The following is a 16058-nucleotide window of genomic DNA, read 5'->3' as shown; positions in this document are numbered from 1 at the left end:
ATGGAACAAGATGAACGAGGACTAGCGCGAAGCCGAGAGCCGGCGCACCTGCTATGGCTGGCACTGTTCGCCACCGCGCCCGTCACGGCGGGCGACGACGCCCTCGTCGTGCTGAGCTGGGGCGGGGCCTACGAGCGCGCCCAGCAGGCCGCGCTGTTCGCGCCCTACACCGCCGCCACCGGCCGACCGGTGACGGTGCAGCAGTACGACGGCGGGCTCGAGGGGCTCAGGCGCGCCGTCGCCTCCGGCGAGGTGCCCTGGGACCTGATCGACATGACCCGCAGCCAGGCCATGGCGGCCTGCGACGAGGGCCTGCTCGAGCCGGTCTCGCCCGCGCTGCTGGCGCCGGCCCCGGACGGCACCCCGGCGGAAGCGGACTTCCTGCCGGGCTCCTTCGGACGCTGCGCCATCACCCACAGCATCTTCGCCACCGTGGTCGCCTACCGCACCGACGCCTTTCCCGGCCGGCGTCCGACCCGCATCGGCGATCTCTTCGACCAGCGGCGCTTCCCCGGCCCCCGCGCCCTGCAGGACACCCCGGCGGTCAACCTGGAGTGGGCGCTGCTCTCCTATCGCGTGCCCCGCGAGGAGCTCTACCGGCTGCTCAGCACGCGCCGCGGCCTGGACCTGGCGCTGGAGCGCCTGGAGTCGCTCGACGAGATTCACTGGTGGCAGGCCGGCGATACCCCGCCACGCCTGCTGGCCGAGGGCGAGGTGGTGATGGCCTCGGGCTACAACGGCCGCTTCTTCGATGCCATGGTCAACCGCGGCGCGCCCATTGAGATCCTCTGGGACGGCCAGGTCCAGGAGCACGAGACCTGGGCGATTCCCCGCGGCGGCCCCCACCCGGAGGCGGCGCGCGAGTTCCTGCGCTTCGCCACCGACACCGAGCGCCTCGCCGACTTGGCGCGGCACATCCCCTATGGCCCGGCCCGCCGCTCGGCGACCGTGCAAGTCACCACCCACCCCGAGAGCGGCGTGGACATGCGCCTGCACATCCCGACCCACCCGCTGAATGCCGAGCGGGCGATGACCAAGGACGAGACCTGGTACGCCCGCACCCGCTCGCGCATCCAGGCGCTTTTTCGCGACTGGCGAGCCCTGCGCGAGTCGCAGTAGCCCCGCCTAGCGGCGAGAGGCACGCAGCAGCAGGTTGCGCGGCGTCAGCTCGCGGGCGCAGAAGGTGCCGAGTTCCACGTCGAAGCCCGCCTCCTCGAGGCGCAGGGCACGATCCAGCACCAGCCACACCTCCAGCGGGCGGCGGAACAGGTGGCGCACCAGCTCGCGGCGCGTCACCGCGGCCCGGCGCCGCGCTCCGGCGGCCTCGAAGGCCGCCCAGTCGATGCCGACGGCCGGCAGGTCGAGCCCCTTCTGCTCGGCCGCCCAGCGGCAGAAGGCCTCGAAGCTCGCCGGCAGCCGGCCGTAGGCCAGGCTCGGCACCGGCAGGTAGGCGTCAACGCCGCGCACCTCGCGCTGCAGCAGGTCGAAGCCCAGCCGCCAGGCGCCGGCCTGCTCACGGCGTACACGCACGTGGCGCGGGGCGGTCACGGTCTCCTGCACCGCCATGGCGAGCTCCTCGCGAGTCAGCGAGAGCCCCAGCGCCGCCGCCCGCTCCCGCCCCTGCTGCGACAAGGGCAGGTAATCGGCCGCGGCGGTGCGCTGAAAGCAGCAAGGCGCCAGGGTCACGGCGCTGCCCTGCTCGGCGCAAAGCTCGATCAGCCGGCCGTGCAGATCGCCGCAGGCGTGCAGCGCAGCCACGTGCGTCTCGGGCGAGAGCCAGCGCCCCGCCTCGGGGGCCAGCACGTCCTGCTCGGCCATGCGCACCGCCGCCCCCTGGCGGTCGGCCAGCCGCTGCCCGTCGCGGCAGAGCGCGGCCTGCCACTCCAGCGCCGTCACCTCCGTCGCGTTGCGACGCGAGAGCGCCCGGGCCAGGTGGCCCTTGCCGGCGCACCACTCCACCAGCCGCTCCCCGGGCGATGCCGCCACCCGGGGCAGGAAGGCCTCGATCTGGGACCACTTGCGCCCGCCGACGTGAGCCGCCCAGGCCGCCGGCAGCCCACCGGCCTCGCCGGCGAGCTCGGGCAGGGCCGCGAGCTCCTCGAGCTCCATCACCGGCAGCCACTCGGCCAGAGGCGAGGCAGTGAAGGGGGCGTCTTGCAGGCGCGCCGCCTCGGCGTCGGGCAGCGCCAGCAGCGCCGCCTCCAGCGCCGAGTACGCCGCGCCCCAGGGCGAGCCACGATGCTGGAACGGCAGCGGGCGCCACAGCGGCTGCCACTCGGCCAGCAGCGCGGTTAGCCGCGCGAAGCGTTCGGTATGAGAAAGAGAGGGGGAAAGGGACGGGGACATGGACGCTCGACCTCGGAAGAGGCCCGCATTGTAGGGGCTTCGCTGGAGACTTGCATGGCCGGGCGCCAACCGACAGAGTGCGGGTTGCCGAGCCGGCGCGGGCGATGCGCCGCGCCCTCTTCCCTCTCCCCGACGGCCAGGAGCTCGATCGATGCCCGCCTCTCCCGACTCATCCTCTCAAAGCGTGCTGGTCACCGGCGCCTCCAGCGGCATCGGCCAGGCCGCCGCCCTGGCGCTGGCCGAGCGCGGCTGGCGGGTATTCGCCACCGCGCGACGCGATGAGGACCTGACCCGGCTGCGTGAGGCGGGCCTGACGGCGGTGTACCTGGATCTCAATGAGAGCGAGTCGATCGCCGCCTGCGTCGAGACGGTGCTGACGGCGACCGGCGGGCGCCTCGATGCGCTCTTCAACAACGCCGCCTACGGCCAGCCCGGCGCGGTGGAGGACCTGTCCCGGGCGGTGCTGCGCGCCCAGCTGGAGACCAACCTGCTCGGCACCCACGAGCTCACCTGCCGGGTGCTGCCGGCGATGCGCCGCCGGGGCGGGGGGCGCATCGTGCAGAACAGCTCGGTGCTGGGGCTGGCCGCCCTGCCCTACCGCGGCGCCTACGTCTGTTCCAAGTTCGCGCTGGAGGGGCTGACCGACACCCTCCGCCTGGAGCTTCACGGCAGTGGCATCCATGTCAGCCTGATCGAACCGGGGCCGATCACCAGCCGCTTTCGCGAGACCGCCTACCGCGCCTTCAAGGCGCATATCGACACCGCGGGCAGCGCCCATGCCGAGACCTACCGCGCCGTGGAGGCGCGACTGGCCGGCGACGACGGCGGCGGGCGCTTCACCCTCGGGCCCGAGGCGGTGGTCGAGAAGCTGGTGCATGCCCTGGAGAGCCGGCACCCGAAGGCGCGCTACTACGTGACCGTGCCGACGCACCTGTTCGGCACCCTAAGGCGCCTGCTCGGCACCCGGCTGCTGGATCGCCTGCTGCTGCGCTCCACACGCGACGAACGCCGGCTATAGGCGGCGTCAGATGGCGTTGCGCAACCCAAGCTCGTAAGGGTGCGGGTCGAGGTAGGTCTGAGCGCGAATGTAGTCCGAGCCGTGGCGCTTCAAGTAGTGGGTGAGCAGGCGGATCGGCACCGCCAGGTGCACGTGGCCCAGGCGGTAGTCCTCGATGGCCGTCAGCAGGTCCTGACGGGCCTCGCCGTCGACGTCCTGCTTGAGGTAGCCCAGCACATGCAGCAGGGCATTGGTGTGGCCCTTGCGGGTCGCCGGGCGGCCGAGCGCCGCCATGAAGCGCTGCAGGTAATGGGCCATGGCCTCGGCGAGCGGCAGCTTGCTGGCCGCGGCCAGGTAGCGTCCCAGCTCGCGGTAGGTCTCCACGTGATGGGCCATCAGCAGGTACTTCTGCCGGCTGTGGAACTGCAGCAGGGCGTGGAAGCCGGGCGCGGCTTCGACCTGGCGCTTCCAGTCGTCGAAGGCGTAGACCCGGGTGATGAAGTTCTCGCGCAGCACGGCATCGTTGAGCCGCGCCTCCTCCTCCAGCGGCAGCTCCGGAAAGTGGCGGCGCAGGGCGCGCACGAAGGCGCCCGAATCCGAATGGCTGGGCATGCCGTTGGGGTGGTAGACCTTGACGCGCTCGAGCCCGCAGCTCGGCGAGCCCTTCATCAGGATGAAGCCGCGCAGATGGCGGTGGCCGTCGACGAACGCCTGGCTGACCTCCTCCAGGCGCTCGGTGACGTCGAGACTCGGGTCCTGGGTGCCCAGCACGCGGGGCGTCTCGTCGTGCCGGCCGACCAGGCGGATGGGCTCTCGCGGCACGCCGAGCCCGGCCGCGAGCTCGGGGCAGAAGGGCTCAAAGGCGAAGCGCTCCTGGAGCACCTCCAGGCAGTAGCGGGAGCGCTTGTGACCGCCGTTGTAGCGCACCTGCTCGCCCGTCAAACAGGCGCTGATGCCGACCGGAATCCGTTCCCTGCTTGCCGACCGTTCCGTCATTGCCGCTCTCCTCGTCTCTCCGGCTGCCACCCTTCAAGCGCCCCTCGGGGCCGCGTTATTGTCGCATAGCCATGCCGCGCTGCCAGCCAGGCGCGAGGACGGTCGGCTCGCCGGCCAGGCGCCCCGCGGCTGGTGGCAGTGCGCGCTTGTTGATATGGTCGCCGCGGCATTCCCCCATCAGGAGTCATCATGTCACAGAAGATTTACTGCACCGCCAGCTTCAAGCCCAAGCCCGGCAAGGAAGACGCCGTTTTCCAGGCACTCCAGGCCCTGGAACCGAATGCCCACCGCGAGGACGCCTGCCTGCACTACACCGTCACCCGCCGTATCGACAACCCCTTCGCCCAGGGCGAGAGCTATCCGATCGTCTTCCACGAGATCTGGGCCAACCGCGAGGCCTTCGAGGCGCACTGCCAGCGCCGGGAGATCCAGGCGTTCTTCGCGACTCACCTCGAAGACCCGAACGGCGATATCGAAGACGCCAACGTCTGCGTCTACACCGACGAGCCGGCCGAGTTCGACGCGCCGAGGCTCTGATCGACTCGCCGGCTCAGCGCTCGGCCAACGGCCCGAGCAACACGAGCGGTCGATAGGCGCCGGCGAGCCGCCGGAGGCCGGCCCAGAGGGACACCTGGTTGGCGGTCAGCACCTCTCGGCCGGCCTCCCGAACCAGCGCCTCGCGCAATCCCAGCGTATCGATAGCGGTATCGGGAATCAGCAGCGGCCGCGCGGTATCGGGATGGCGAGCGGCGAAGCAGCGCACCTCCTCGAGGATGTCGGCGCGATGAGAGTCCGCGGCATAGGGGCAGTCCAGCGCCTTGTCGTGAACCACGCCGACGCCGCCCTCGCGCAGGAAGCTGACCAGCCGCAGGGTGACGTCGTCCGGGTAGGGGCTCAGCAGGTCGACCCGATCGTGACCCAGAGCCTCAAGGGCCTCGAGAAACGCCAGCGCCGTGCTGGTCACCGGCACCCCCAGGCGCGCCTCGAGCGCGGCGCGCTGATCCTGGGCCCAGCCGAGCCCGCCGATGAAGCTGGCACTGGTGCAGGCCCACACCACGGCTCGCGCCCCGGCCTCCTTGACCAGCCGCTCGCCCGGCGGGGCCAGCCGCTTCACGTCGCCCAGGGCAAGCAGCGCCGCCGGCGCGTGGTGGCCGTCGCTTGCCACCCGGCCCAGCGCGAGACGCGGCAGGTCGTCGGTCTGGTCTGCCAGGGTGATCCACTCGTAGTCATCCGGCCCGTCGTCGGGTACCAGGATGCCCAGGCAGTCGGCATGGGTCATGTCGGACACTCCGGAAAGGTGGTTCGGGTGAGCGTTCGACCTACAGGCTAGCGCAGGTGCCCCGCCCGCTGACAATGGCTCGCCGGGGCAAGGCGTGTCTCTCGTTAGCCACTTGCCGCGGGAGGCGGCTCACAGCCGCTCCCGGGTCGCCTCCATCACCCGGCCATCGACCGTCTGCAGGCACTTCTCCTCGATCTCGCTACACAGCGACGCCACGGCCCGCGACGTGTGGCCCACCACCACGAAGGTCCACTCGCTGGCGTCGTGGCGCTCGTGATCGCCGCTCTCGCAGACGGCGATCGCCGGGTTTCGCCCGAGACGTTCGTGCAGGCCCCCCATGCGCTGTCGCTTCTCCTTGAGCGAGCGACACCCCGGCAGGGAGATCGTCAGGGTGAGGATCGTGATACGCATGCGACGATGGACATTGATCAACCCCCGTTGTCGGAAAGCCGCCACGGCAACGGCGGCGGCATCAGTCGCTCGCCGTCATATTCGCCCACGCTTCCGAAGCGAACGCCGCCGGTCTCCCAATCGCGCTGGGCCTCGGCGATCTCGGCCTTGCTGTGGCCGACGAAGTTCCACCAAATGAGAATCTCCTCGCCCAGGGGCTCGCCGCCAACGAGGATGGCTCGGCCGCCGTCGGGCAAGCTCAGGGTGACACTGTCCCGCCCACGGCCCAGATAGGCCAATTCGTTGGGAGGAAAGGTATCGCCCTCGACGTCCAGTTCGCCTTCCAGGGGCAACACGCCGTATTCGAAGTCTTCGCGCAGCGACAGCTCGACGGTGGTCGCTTCCCTGCTGAAGAGATCCAGGCCCACCAGGGGCGAGAACGCCAGGGTTGGGGCTCTGTGGTCGGAGAACTCCCCCGTCAGCAGGGTGAAGGCGACCCCCTGCTCCTCCCAACTCGGCAGATCGGGATAGTGGTCGAAGCGTGGATCCGTGTGCCGATCGGCTTCGGGGAGGGCGATCCACAGCTGGGCGGCATGCAGATGCGTATCGCCAGCCACCGACGCCTCGGTGTGGCTGATGCCACGGCCGGCGGTCATCAGGTTTACCTGACCGGGACGGATCACCTGCTCATTGCCCAGGCTGTCGCGGTGCAGCACTTCGCCCTCGATCATCCAGGTGAAGGTTTGCAGCCCGATGTGCGGGTGAGGGCCGACCCGCAAACCGCGTGAGCTGCCCTTGAAGACGGCCGGCCCGGCATGGTCGAGGAAGCACCAGGCGCCCACCAGTCGGCGGTGTCGCGAAGGCAACACCCGGTTCACCGGAATCCCGTCGACATCGGCGGTCCGCGGCGCCACGTGCTGGACCTGACGCTTGCCGTCGACGACGGGGCAGTCGCGGGACGAGGCCAACTCGCGATCATCGACGAGGGTACTCATGGGATCACTCCTTGCGAGTCGCTAAAGAAAAGGGGCTCGGCCCCGGAGGGTAGGCCTAGAGCATGCCATCCCGTCCGGGGCCGAGCCGGTCCGCGCTTAACCCTGGCTCTGCTGAGAGTAGCTCTGCATCAGGTTGGCGTACGCGGGCAGGTGGCCGGCCAGCAAGCCGCCGAAGCCCTCGATGTCGTTGCGCCAGTCGCGATGCAGCTCGCAGCCGACGCCGAACCAGCTCGTCAGCTGAGCACCGGCCTGGGACATGCGATCCCAGGCGGCGTCGCGCGTGGTCTGGTTGAAGGTACCGGACGCATCCGTGACCACGAACACCTCATACCCCTCCTCCAGGGCGGAGAGCGCGGGAAAGGCCACGCAGACCTCGGTGACCACGCCGGCGATCAGCAGCTGCTTCTTGCCGGTGGCCTTGACCGCGGCGACGAAGTCTTCGTTGTCCCACGCGTTGATCTGGCCCGGGTGGGCCAGATAGGGCGCCTCGGGGAACATCTCCTTGAGCTCCGGTACCATCGGGCCGTTGGGGCCGTCTTCGAAGCTGGTAGTGAGGATGGTGGGAATGTCGAAGAACTTCGCGATCTCAGCCAGCGCCAGGACGTTGTTCTTGAACTCGTCCGCACTGAAATCGCGGGCCAGTGACAGCAGGCCGGCCTGGTGGTCGACCATCAGCAGGGCCACGTCGTCCTTGTCGAGGCGGTTGTAGGTAAAGGACATGATCGCACTCCTATTGCATCAGGGAGTAAGCCGGCGGCCGAGCCGCCGGAGAGGAACGGCAGCGGGAATCTCCCGCTAGCCGCTCAGGACGCCGTACTTCCCATGTTGGAAGTCGGCGAAGGCCTGGTGGATCTCCTCCACGCTGTTCATTACAAAGGGCCCGTGGCCGACGACCGGCTCCTCGATGGGCTCACCGCTCAACAGCAGCAGCTTGGCGTCGTTGTTGGCCTCCAGGTGCACGGCCTCACCGCGACGCTCGAAGCTCACTACGGCCTCGTCGCGCACGACGGTCTCGCCGTTGACCTGGACGGTGCCCTCCAGCACCACCAGCAGGGTGGTATGGCCGTCCGGGACCGGCAGGATGGCATGCCGCCCCGCGGCCAGCCGCACGTCCCACAGGTTGATCGGGGTGAAGGTGCTGGCCGGGCCTTCATACTCAAGGTAGCTGCCCGCGACCACGCGCACCCGGCCAGCCTCGTCACCCAGCGCCACGCTGGGAATGTCGGCGTCGAGCAGCGTCTGGTAGGCTGCCGGAGCGTCCTTGTCCCGGGCCGGCAGATTGACCCACAGCTGCACCATCTCGAGGCGACCGCCCTGCTCGGTGAAGGCTCGGGAGTGAAACTCCTCGTGGATGATGCCCGCCCCGGCGGTCATCCACTGCACGTCTCCTTCGCCGATTCGACCACCGCTGCCGGTGGAGTCGCGATGCTCCAGCTCTCCTTCGTAGACCAGGGTCACCGTCTCGAAGCCGCGATGAGGATGCTGACCCACGCCCCGCGGCCGCTCGGCCGGCGTGAAGCTGAAGGGGCCGGCGTGATCCAGCATCAGGAAGGGGCTGATGGTCTCGGCTCCCATACGGTCATAGGTGAACAGAGAACGCACGGGGAAGCCGTCACCGACCCAGTGACCATGCGGTGCACCGTATACCGTCCGGATCTTCTTCATGATCGAGCTCCTGTTGGCAGGAAGGGCACACGTGGCCCTGATGCAGGAATCCTAGAAAAGGAACGCCGACGGCGGTAGAGGGTAAAATTCGGACAGACCGTTCCACTCAAAGGACGAGCGATGCGCGACCTCAACGATCTCTACTACTTCGTCCAGGTAGTGGACCACGGCGGCTTCGCCCCCGCCGGCCGGGCCCTGGGCATCCCCAAGTCGACACTGAGTCGGCGCATCGGCCAACTTGAGCAGGAGCTGGCGACCCGGCTGCTCAACCGGTCGACGCGTCATGTCTCGGTCACCGAGCTCGGCCAGGCCTACTACCGCCATTGCGTGGCCATGCTGGTGGAAGCCGAGGCTGCCGAGGAGCTGATCGAGCACCATCGCGCTGAACCGCGAGGCCTGGTGAAATTCAGCTGTTCACCCAGCGTTCTGCACTACCTGATCACGCCCTTGCTGATTCGCTTCATGGCCCGCTGCCCCGAAGTGGAGGTTCAGGTCGAGGCCACCAGTCGTCGCGTCGACGTGGTGAAAGAAGGCTTCGATATGGCGATCCGGGTGCGCTTCCCGCCCCTGGAAGACAGCGAGCTGGCCATGAAGGTGCTGTCGAGCAGTCCCCAGCGCCTGATGGCCGCGCCCGGCCTGTTCGAGCATCGCCCCCTCCCTCGAGGGCCTGCCGATCTCATCGAGTTACCGAGCCTGGATTTCGAGCAGCATGACAAGCAGCATGTCTGGGACCTGGCGGGTCCGGATGGCGCGACGGCCCAGATCCACCATCGGCCTCGCCTGGTGACGGACAGCGCAGAGACCCTGCATGAGGCCGCCCTTGGAGGACTGGGCGTCGTCAAGCTGGCCCTGCTGGTAGGCGGCCGGGACCTGCAGGCGGGTCGTCTGATCGATGTGCTACCGGGGTGGCAGCCCCGGGGCGGTATCCTGCATGTCGTCTTCCCCTCGAGGCGCGGCCTGTTGCCTTCGGTCAGGGCGCTACTGGATTTCCTCGGCGAAGAAATCGAGAAGGTCGATGTCGAAACGCTTACCGCCGGCGTCAGGTAACATCGTGGCCGACACTCGACCCCATCCCTAAGGAGGCAAGGACAGGCCATGCACACTCCCGCCCTCGCCGTGCTGCGCACGCCGCTGGTCGCCGTCTACGGCACCTTGAAGCGCGGCCTGCGCAACCACCACTGGCTCGACGGCGCCGACTTCCTGGGCGAGGACCGCCTCACCGGCACCACGCTCTACGACCTGGGGCCCTACCCCGCCGCCAAGCTCGAGCCCTCGCAGGGTATCGCTGTGGAGGTGTTTCGGGTCGATGCTCGGCTGCTGACCGACCTCGACCGCCTGGAGGACTATCGGGTGCGCACCCCGCGTGAGGGCGACTACGATCGCCTCGTCCATGCCACAGCGTTCGGGCCCGCCTGGCTCTATCTCTACAACCGGCCGGTGGCCGGCTATCCGGTGATCCGCGAGGGCGCCTGGCAACCTCGTTGATACCCTTGGCCGCCCCGCCAGGCCCGCGCCTATGCTATAAAACGCGCTTACGAAGGCAGCGCCTTCGAGACATCAGCCCTTCGCGACACCCGCTTTTCGCGATACCCGCCTTTGATGACATCACCCAGGAGACGGTCATGGTTCGCTTCGTTCTCTCCCTCGCCGTGCTGGCCGGCCTGGCCTACGGCGGCCTCTACTTCTACTACGACGCCAGCCTGACGCGCGCCGTCGACGATCGCCTCGACGGCCTCGGCCTCACCGCGGTAGAGGTGAAAGGGATCGACTTCGCGCCCACGGCGCCGCTGGTCACCGACACCCACGTCACCGCCGGGGTCGTCTACCGCAGCGCCGAGGCGAGCCTGGACATCCGCGTCATCGGCCACCCGGTGTTCTCAGAGGAGTATCGCCTGGAGCTCGACAGCCTGCAGGCCTTCCGACTCAGCATCGGCGCGGGCGAATGACGAACCGCTCAAGCGCGAGCCCATGCCCACGAGGCATCTTCGCGAACGGGCATGGTATGCTTTCAGGTTCATCAACCGGCATCCCAGCCGACCGTCGAGGAGAGCAACATGGCTCAGGCAAGCGCACGTCATATCCTGGTGGACAGCGAAGCGAAGTGTAACGAACTCAAGGCCGAGATCGAGGGCGGTCGCGACTTCGCCGAGGTCGCTCGCGAGCACTCCAACTGCCCTTCCGGCCGCCAGGGCGGCGAGCTCGGCACCTTCGGCCCGGGCCAGATGGTGCCGGAGTTCGACAAGGTGGTGTTCGAGGGTGAAGTGGGCCAGGTCCACGGCCCGGTGAAGACCCAGTTCGGCTACCACCTGCTGGAAATCACCGACCGCAGCTGAGGCCACCCGGCTACTGACTGTGAGAAGCCGCGCATGAAGCCCATGCGCGGCTTTTTCTTGTACAGTACCTGTATGAAGTGGAGGATGATGTCAGAAAGCCGCATCGTCACCGACGCCAGAGGAGCCCTTCGATGAACGACGACACCTTCAACCACAGCATCAGAAAGCTACTGAAGAACGTGGGCGTGAACACCCAGCAGGAGATCGAGCAGGCCGTGCGGGAGGCGCTGGCCGATGGCCGCCTGACGGGTAACGAGACCCTGCCGGCGCGCGTGAGGGTCGAGGTGGCGGGCCTCGAACTGGACCTCGAATTCAGGGGGGACATCACCCTTGAGTGATACGCCGATGATCCGCGTCGAGGGGCTGTCGAAGACCTTTTCCGACGGCTTCCAGGCGCTGGTCGATGTCGACCTGACGATCCAGCGTGGCGAGATCTTCGCCCTGCTGGGCCCCAACGGCGCGGGCAAGACGACCCTGATCAGCGTGATCTGCGGGCTGGTCAACGCGAGCCGCGGCCGGGTGCTGGTGGACGGCCACGACAACGTCCGTGACTACCGCGCCGCCCGCTCGCTGATCGGCCTGGTGCCCCAGGAGCTGACCAACGAGGCCTTCACCACGGTGTGGGACACGGTCAGCTTCAGCCGGGGGCTGTTCGGCAAGCCCAAGGATCCGGCGCACATCGAGCAGGTGCTGCGCTCGCTGACCCTGTGGGAGAAGCGCAACAGCCGGCTGCTGGAGCTCTCCGGCGGCATGAAGCGCCGCGTGCTGATCGCCAAGGCGCTCTCCCACGCGCCCCAGGTGCTGTTCCTGGACGAGCCCACCGCCGGGGTGGACGTGGAGCTACGCCGCGAGATGTGGGAGGTGGTGCGCGGCCTGCGCGACCAGGGGGTGACGATCATCCTCACCACCCACTACATCGAGGAAGCCGAGGAGATGGCCGACCGCATCGGGGTGATACGCCGCGGCGAGATCGTGCTGGTCGAGAACACCCACGCGCTGATGCACAAGCTCGGCAGCAAGGAGCTGACCCTGCAGGTAGACGAGCCCCTGGAGGCGCTGCCGGAGTCGCTGGCGGGCCACGGCCTGGCGCTGGCCGACGAGGGACACGCGCTGGTCTATAGCTACGACGCCGCGCGCCAGGAGGGCGGCTCGACCATCTCGGGCCTGCTCGCCGACCTCGAGGCGGTAGGGGTTCGGGTCAAGGACCTGCACACCCGCCAGAGTTCGCTGGAAGACATCTTCGTCAGCCTGGTCCAGGAGCGTCGCTCGCCATGAAGCGCTTGAACCTGCAGTCCGTGAAGACCCTCTACCTCGCCGAGATGGCGCGCAGCATGCGCACCATGCTGCAGAGCATCGTCTCGCCGGTGATCTCCACCTCGCTCTACTTCGTGGTGTTCGGCGCGGCCATCGGCACGCGAATCAGCGAGGTGGATGGCATCAGCTACGGCGCCTTCATCGTGCCGGGCCTGATCATGCTGATGCTGCTCACCCAGAGCGTCTCCAACGCCTCCTTCGGCATCTTCTTCCCGCGCTTCTCGGGCTCGATCTACGAGATCCTCTCGGCGCCGATGTCCTACGTCGAGGTGGTGGTGGGCTACGTGGGCGCGGCGGCGACCAAGTCGCTGATCCTCGGGGTGATCGTGCTGGTCACGGCGCGACTGTTCGTGCCCTACTCCATCGACCACCCGCTGATGATGGCGGTGTTCCTGGTGCTCACGGCGGTGACCTTCAGCCTGCTCGGCTTCATCATCGGCATCTGGGCCGACGGCTTCGAGAAGCTGCAGCTGGTGCCGCTGCTGGTGATCACCCCGCTGACCTTCCTCGGCGGCACCTTCTACTCCATCGACATGCTGCCGCCCTTCTGGCAGGCGGTGACCCTGGCCAACCCGGTGGTCTATCTGGTCAGCGGCTTCCGCTGGAGCTTCTACGGCATCAGCGACGTGAGCCCGCTGGTCAGCCTGGGGATGATCCTGTTGTTCCTGTCCGTGGCGCTCGCCATGGTGGGGTGGATCTTCAAGAGCGGCTATCGCCTCAAGCCATAGTCTCAGGCGGCACGGAAGCCACCGACGAGACGAACCGCCTGCCCCTGTCTGCACGAAGGGGCAAGCTCGAACGGCTCTTGGCTATGCTGTGCGATAACGCATAGCAATCTGGAGGTGTCGTATGGCCCGCTCGAGTCGGCTCTTGACCCTGTTTCCTGCAGTGCTTCTGTTGAGCGCCACCCCTGCCATGGCCGAGCGCGTTGGTGTCATGGTACTCGACGCCTCCGGCTCGATGTGGAATCGCGTAGAGGGCGACGCCACGCGGATCGAAGTGGCCCGCGACGTGATCGATGAGTATCTGCAGGGTCGCGATCCCAAGGTGCCCCTGAGTGTGCTGGCCTATGGCCACAACCGCCGGGGTGATTGCGGCGATATCGAGGTCATCGCCACCATGGAGCGCCAGGACGCGGCTACCCTTGCGAGCCGGATACGGGCCCTGAATCCGCAGGGGATGACCCCGATCGCCGACAGCTTGCGCCTCGCCGCCAAGCAGATCCCGCGTACCGCCGAGGCTGCAGACATCATCCTGGTGACCGATGGACTCGAGACCTGTGATGGCGACCCCTGCGCTGCCGCGGCACGGCTGGCCGAGCAGGGGCTGGCCGTTCGGGCCCATGTGGTCGGCTTCGGGCTGACCGACAGCGAGATTCAGCAGCTCTCCTGCGTGACGGAGCAGACCGGCGGACAGCTCTTCCAGACCCATTCCGGCGCCGAGCTGGCACGCGCGCTGGACCAGGTGGAGCAGGCCGCCGCCGAGTCGGTCGCGGAACCTGAGCCCGAGCCAGCGCCGGTACCCGCCGCCGAGCTGAACGCCTCCGATGAGGCCCCGGCGGGCTCGGTGATCGAGGTGGCGTGGACGGGACCCGATGACGACAAGGACTACGTCACCATCGTCGAGGCCGGCGCGCCCGAGGGCAGCTACATCGACTACACCCGCACCAGCCGAGGTTCGCCGCTGACGCTCACCGCCCCGGATGCGCTGGGTAACCACGAAATTCGCTACGTGCACCAGCAGAGCGGCGATACCCTGGCCAGCCATCCCATTACCTTGACACCGCTCGAAGCCAGCCTTTCCGTTCCCGAGGCGGTCGTCGCGGGCGCGGTGGTCGAGGTGGCGTGGGAAGGCCCCGACAACCCCAAGGACTACATCACCATCGTCGAGGCCGGGGCGCCCGAGGGCAGCTACATCGACTATACCCGCACCAGCCGGGGTTCGCCGTTGACCCTCACCGCCCCGGATGCGCTGGGTAACCACGAGATCCGCTACGTGCTACAGCAGTCCGGGCGCACCCTGGCCAGCCAACCCATCACTCTCAGCCCGGTATCCGCCAGCGTCACCGCGCCCGAGGAGGCCGTCGCGGGGTCGATGATCGAGGTGACGTGGGAAGGCCCCGATAATCCCAAGGACTACGTCACCATCGTCGAGGCCGGCGCACCCGAGGGCAGCTACACCGACTACACCCGCACCAGCCGGGGTTCGCCGTTGACCCTCACCGCGCCGGATGCCCTGGGCAACTTCGAGATCCGCTACGTGCTACAGCAGTCCGGGCGCACCCTGGCAACTCAGCCTATCGGCCTGACTCCCGCGACGGCGCAATTGATGGTCGACGCGCCCATCGTGCCGAGCGGCCAATTCCCGGTGGAGTGGACGGGCCCCGACAACCCCAAGGACTACATCACCATCGTCGAGGCCGGGGCGCCCGAGGGCACCTATACCGACTATGTGCGGACCAGCAGAGGCTCGCCGGTCACCCTGGAGGCCCCAGCAGAGCCGGGCGACTATGAAGTCCGCTACGTGATTCAGCAATCGGGCAGAACACTGGCCAGCCTACCGGTCAGCGTGGGGGCCGGCGAGGTCAGCCTGACCATCGAGGGCACCCCCGAGGCTGGCGGCATCGTCACGGTGAACTGGCAGGGGCCAGGACGTTACGAGGATCTCATCCAGATCGTGATGGCCGATGCTGCCGAGGATGCCAACGCCATCCGTGAGGCGCGTGCCAGCCAGGGCAGCCCCCTGCAGCTGTTCGCGCCCAGCGCAGCAGGCGACTACGAGATTCGCTACAAGGCCTCGGACAGCGGTGAGGTACTGGAGAGGATCGGGTTCAGCCTGGAGTAGCAGGGTGACGAAGTGGCAGCGGCGAGACATCAGCCTCGCCGCTTTTTCCTTCGGGAACCTTTTTCCTTCGGGAACCTTTTTCCTTCGGGAACAATGTGGCGAGCCGACCTCAGCGCGCGGCCTGCTCCCGAACGGCCGCCAGATCCCAGGCCTTGAGCAGTTCCACGGCGGGCGCCTGCGAGTCCAGCCCTTGACCGTTGACCTGCATCAGAATGCGCCCCTCCATCAGAAACGAGAGCTCGGCAGCACCGCGCTCGGGCTGCCACTTGAGCAGCGCAGAGTCACGCCCGATGCGGATACGCTCCATGTTGGGCTGGGCGGCGATCATCGCCGGGTTGTTGAACATGGCCGACATCGCCTGAATCATGGGATTGTCGATCATCAGCTTCGCGGTCAGTTTGCCACCGCCCTCCTGCTGACGATACTCGCGCTCCAGCATGCTGCCACCGCCGCCGAACATCATTGCCCCGCCGCCGGCAGACTCTACCGTGGCAGCGCTCCACCCCTCGGGCGCCTCGGGAAAGGTCTCGGCGAGGCGCTCCGAGACCAGCTTGCGGATGTCGTTGATGGCAAACTCCAGCTCGGTGATGGCCGCGCCATACTCCTGCTCCTGGTAGAGCTCCAGGCCAAGCTCGAGTTGCTCCACGACCTCGTCGGCCTGCGCATTGGCCGCCGTGAGACTCCCCAGGGAGGCGATGAGCGCTCCCGACGTCAACAACAGTACACTTCGCTTCATGAGGCATTCTCTCCTTTGCCGCGATGAGCGGCACGATGCGTATCGACCAGGGCCGGCGACCGCGCCGCGGGCGACCGATACCTTGGGCCCATGGAGCCTGGCTCGAACGACGGCCCGCCGAGGATCTCGGAGGCACGCGACGCCCACCCCAGACCTCCGGCAT

General features: G+C 68.1%; 19 protein-coding genes. 11 read left to right on the top strand and 8 right to left on the bottom strand.

The window, feature by feature from the left end; all coding sequences use genetic code 11:
- Positions 1 to 1119, top strand: coding sequence for an extracellular solute-binding protein (locus RSO68_RS13750; protein ID WP_315586980.1), 1119 nt, complete (start codon positions 1 to 3; stop codon positions 1117 to 1119).
- A gap of 6 nt (positions 1120 to 1125) precedes the next feature.
- Here RSO68_RS13750 and RSO68_RS13745 read toward each other — a convergent pair whose 3' ends face one another.
- A complete protein-coding gene (locus RSO68_RS13745) occupies positions 1126 to 2346 on the bottom strand; it encodes a methyltransferase (RefSeq protein WP_315586979.1) in 1221 nt (406 codons plus the stop codon).
- A gap of 151 nt (positions 2347 to 2497) precedes the next feature.
- Here RSO68_RS13745 and RSO68_RS13740 point away from each other — a divergent pair, with 151 nt between their 5' ends.
- A complete protein-coding gene (locus RSO68_RS13740; protein WP_315586978.1) occupies positions 2498 to 3364 on the top strand; it encodes an SDR family oxidoreductase in 867 nt (288 codons plus the stop codon).
- Positions 3365 to 3370: 6 nt separating this feature from the next.
- Here RSO68_RS13740 and RSO68_RS13735 read toward each other — a convergent pair whose 3' ends face one another.
- Complete coding sequence (locus RSO68_RS13735; protein ID WP_315586977.1) at positions 3371 to 4339, bottom strand: YbgA family protein; 969 nt, start codon at positions 4337 to 4339, stop codon at positions 3371 to 3373.
- 189 nt (positions 4340 to 4528) lie between these two features.
- On the opposite strand from RSO68_RS13735, the gene RSO68_RS13730 reads away from it, so the two are divergent.
- Positions 4529 to 4876: a putative quinol monooxygenase gene (locus tag RSO68_RS13730; protein WP_089850771.1), complete on the top strand. Its 348-nt coding sequence runs from the start codon at positions 4529 to 4531 to the stop codon at positions 4874 to 4876.
- A 13-nt stretch (positions 4877 to 4889) separates the two neighbouring features.
- On the opposite strand, the gene RSO68_RS13725 is transcribed toward RSO68_RS13730, so the two are convergent.
- From RSO68_RS13725 to RSO68_RS13705, 5 genes are all read right to left on the bottom strand, one after another.
- The gene (locus RSO68_RS13725; protein ID WP_315586976.1) at positions 4890 to 5618 is read right to left on the bottom strand and encodes an aspartate racemase/maleate isomerase family protein; all 729 of its coding nucleotides are present in this window, start codon (positions 5616 to 5618) and stop codon (positions 4890 to 4892) included.
- A 129-nt stretch (positions 5619 to 5747) separates the two neighbouring features.
- Positions 5748 to 6029: a DUF503 domain-containing protein gene (locus RSO68_RS13720; RefSeq protein WP_315586975.1), complete on the bottom strand. Its 282-nt coding sequence runs from the start codon at positions 6027 to 6029 to the stop codon at positions 5748 to 5750.
- 17 nt (positions 6030 to 6046) lie between these two features.
- Positions 6047 to 7003 (bottom strand): pirin family protein, encoded by a 957-nt coding sequence (locus RSO68_RS13715; protein ID WP_315586974.1) that lies wholly within the window; start codon positions 7001 to 7003, stop codon positions 6047 to 6049.
- 96 nt (positions 7004 to 7099) lie between these two features.
- Positions 7100 to 7723 carry an isochorismate family cysteine hydrolase YcaC gene (gene ycaC, locus RSO68_RS13710; RefSeq protein ID WP_315586973.1) on the bottom strand — a complete coding sequence of 208 codons (624 nt, stop codon included), beginning with the start codon at positions 7721 to 7723 and terminating at the stop codon, positions 7100 to 7102.
- 75 nt (positions 7724 to 7798) lie between these two features.
- Positions 7799 to 8668, bottom strand: coding sequence for a pirin family protein (locus RSO68_RS13705; RefSeq protein ID WP_315586972.1), 870 nt, complete (start codon positions 8666 to 8668; stop codon positions 7799 to 7801).
- 120 nt (positions 8669 to 8788) lie between these two features.
- On the opposite strand from RSO68_RS13705, the gene RSO68_RS13700 reads away from it, so the two are divergent.
- From RSO68_RS13700 to RSO68_RS13665, 8 genes are all read left to right on the top strand, one after another.
- Positions 8789 to 9715, top strand: a complete 927-nt coding sequence (locus RSO68_RS13700) for a LysR substrate-binding domain-containing protein (RefSeq protein WP_315586971.1) — start codon at positions 8789 to 8791, stop codon at positions 9713 to 9715.
- 48 nt (positions 9716 to 9763) lie between these two features.
- Complete coding sequence (locus tag RSO68_RS13695) at positions 9764 to 10153, top strand: gamma-glutamylcyclotransferase family protein (RefSeq protein WP_315586970.1); 390 nt, start codon at positions 9764 to 9766, stop codon at positions 10151 to 10153.
- A 137-nt stretch (positions 10154 to 10290) separates the two neighbouring features.
- Positions 10291 to 10614, top strand: coding sequence for a hypothetical protein (locus tag RSO68_RS13690; RefSeq protein WP_315586969.1), 324 nt, complete (start codon positions 10291 to 10293; stop codon positions 10612 to 10614).
- Between the two features lie 108 nt (positions 10615 to 10722).
- Positions 10723 to 11001 (top strand): peptidylprolyl isomerase, encoded by a 279-nt coding sequence (locus tag RSO68_RS13685; protein ID WP_089850753.1) that lies wholly within the window; start codon positions 10723 to 10725, stop codon positions 10999 to 11001.
- 131 nt (positions 11002 to 11132) lie between these two features.
- Positions 11133 to 11339, top strand: coding sequence for a DUF6494 family protein (locus RSO68_RS13680; RefSeq protein WP_089850751.1), 207 nt, complete (start codon positions 11133 to 11135; stop codon positions 11337 to 11339).
- Positions 11340 to 11346: 7 nt separating this feature from the next.
- Positions 11347 to 12276 (top strand): ABC transporter ATP-binding protein, encoded by a 930-nt coding sequence (locus RSO68_RS13675; RefSeq protein ID WP_089850750.1) that lies wholly within the window; start codon positions 11347 to 11349, stop codon positions 12274 to 12276.
- Positions 12273 to 13043: an ABC transporter permease gene (locus RSO68_RS13670; protein WP_390882410.1), complete on the top strand. Its 771-nt coding sequence runs from the start codon at positions 12273 to 12275 to the stop codon at positions 13041 to 13043. The genes RSO68_RS13675 and RSO68_RS13670 overlap by 4 nt, the downstream gene beginning before the upstream one ends.
- A 169-nt stretch (positions 13044 to 13212) precedes the next feature.
- Entirely contained in the window at positions 13213 to 15159 is a 1947-nt protein-coding gene (locus RSO68_RS13665) for a vWA domain-containing protein (protein ID WP_315586968.1), read from the top strand.
- A gap of 109 nt (positions 15160 to 15268) precedes the next feature.
- Here RSO68_RS13665 and RSO68_RS13660 read toward each other — a convergent pair whose 3' ends face one another.
- Positions 15269 to 15895 carry a hypothetical protein gene (locus RSO68_RS13660; protein ID WP_315586967.1) on the bottom strand — a complete coding sequence of 209 codons (627 nt, stop codon included), beginning with the start codon at positions 15893 to 15895 and terminating at the stop codon, positions 15269 to 15271.
- Between the last annotated feature and the right edge of the window lie 163 nt (positions 15896 to 16058).

Origin of the sequence: Halomonas saccharevitans, assembly GCF_032333995.1 — a bacterium.
Taxonomy (GTDB): Bacteria; Pseudomonadota; Gammaproteobacteria; order Pseudomonadales; family Halomonadaceae; genus Halomonas; species Halomonas saccharevitans.
Note: the sequence above shows the minus strand (reverse complement) of the source record. Positions and strands in the feature narration are given on the sequence as shown.

Bases quoted from the DNA above. Each gene is read 5' to 3' on its own strand.
- RSO68_RS13700 (WP_315586971.1), top strand. From the start codon at position 8,789: ATGCGCGACCTCAACGATCTCTACTACTTCGTCCAGGTAGTGGACCAC.
- RSO68_RS13735 (WP_315586977.1), bottom strand. From the start codon at position 4,339: ATGACGGAACGGTCGGCAAGCAGGGAACGGATTCCGGTCGGCATCAGC.
- ycaC (WP_315586973.1), bottom strand. From the start codon at position 7,723: ATGTCCTTTACCTACAACCGCCTCGACAAGGACGACGTGGCCCTGCTG.
- RSO68_RS13725 (WP_315586976.1), bottom strand. From the start codon at position 5,618: ATGACCCATGCCGACTGCCTGGGCATCCTGGTACCCGACGACGGGCCG.
- RSO68_RS13750 (WP_315586980.1), top strand. From the start codon at position 1: ATGGAACAAGATGAACGAGGACTAGCGCGAAGCCGAGAGCCGGCGCAC.
- RSO68_RS13685 (WP_089850753.1), top strand. From the start codon at position 10,723: ATGGCTCAGGCAAGCGCACGTCATATCCTGGTGGACAGCGAAGCGAAG.
- RSO68_RS13680 (WP_089850751.1), top strand. From the start codon at position 11,133: ATGAACGACGACACCTTCAACCACAGCATCAGAAAGCTACTGAAGAAC.
- RSO68_RS13705 (WP_315586972.1), bottom strand. From the start codon at position 8,668: ATGAAGAAGATCCGGACGGTATACGGTGCACCGCATGGTCACTGGGTC.
- RSO68_RS13720 (WP_315586975.1), bottom strand. From the start codon at position 6,029: ATGCGTATCACGATCCTCACCCTGACGATCTCCCTGCCGGGGTGTCGC.
- RSO68_RS13740 (WP_315586978.1), top strand. From the start codon at position 2,498: ATGCCCGCCTCTCCCGACTCATCCTCTCAAAGCGTGCTGGTCACCGGC.
- RSO68_RS13745 (WP_315586979.1), bottom strand. From the start codon at position 2,346: ATGTCCCCGTCCCTTTCCCCCTCTCTTTCTCATACCGAACGCTTCGCG.
- RSO68_RS13670 (WP_390882410.1), top strand. From the start codon at position 12,273: ATGAAGCGCTTGAACCTGCAGTCCGTGAAGACCCTCTACCTCGCCGAG.
- RSO68_RS13660 (WP_315586967.1), bottom strand. From the start codon at position 15,895: ATGAAGCGAAGTGTACTGTTGTTGACGTCGGGAGCGCTCATCGCCTCC.
- RSO68_RS13675 (WP_089850750.1), top strand. From the start codon at position 11,347: ATGATCCGCGTCGAGGGGCTGTCGAAGACCTTTTCCGACGGCTTCCAG.
- RSO68_RS13715 (WP_315586974.1), bottom strand. From the start codon at position 7,003: ATGAGTACCCTCGTCGATGATCGCGAGTTGGCCTCGTCCCGCGACTGC.
- RSO68_RS13690 (WP_315586969.1), top strand. From the start codon at position 10,291: ATGGTTCGCTTCGTTCTCTCCCTCGCCGTGCTGGCCGGCCTGGCCTAC.
- RSO68_RS13695 (WP_315586970.1), top strand. From the start codon at position 9,764: ATGCACACTCCCGCCCTCGCCGTGCTGCGCACGCCGCTGGTCGCCGTC.
- RSO68_RS13730 (WP_089850771.1), top strand. From the start codon at position 4,529: ATGTCACAGAAGATTTACTGCACCGCCAGCTTCAAGCCCAAGCCCGGC.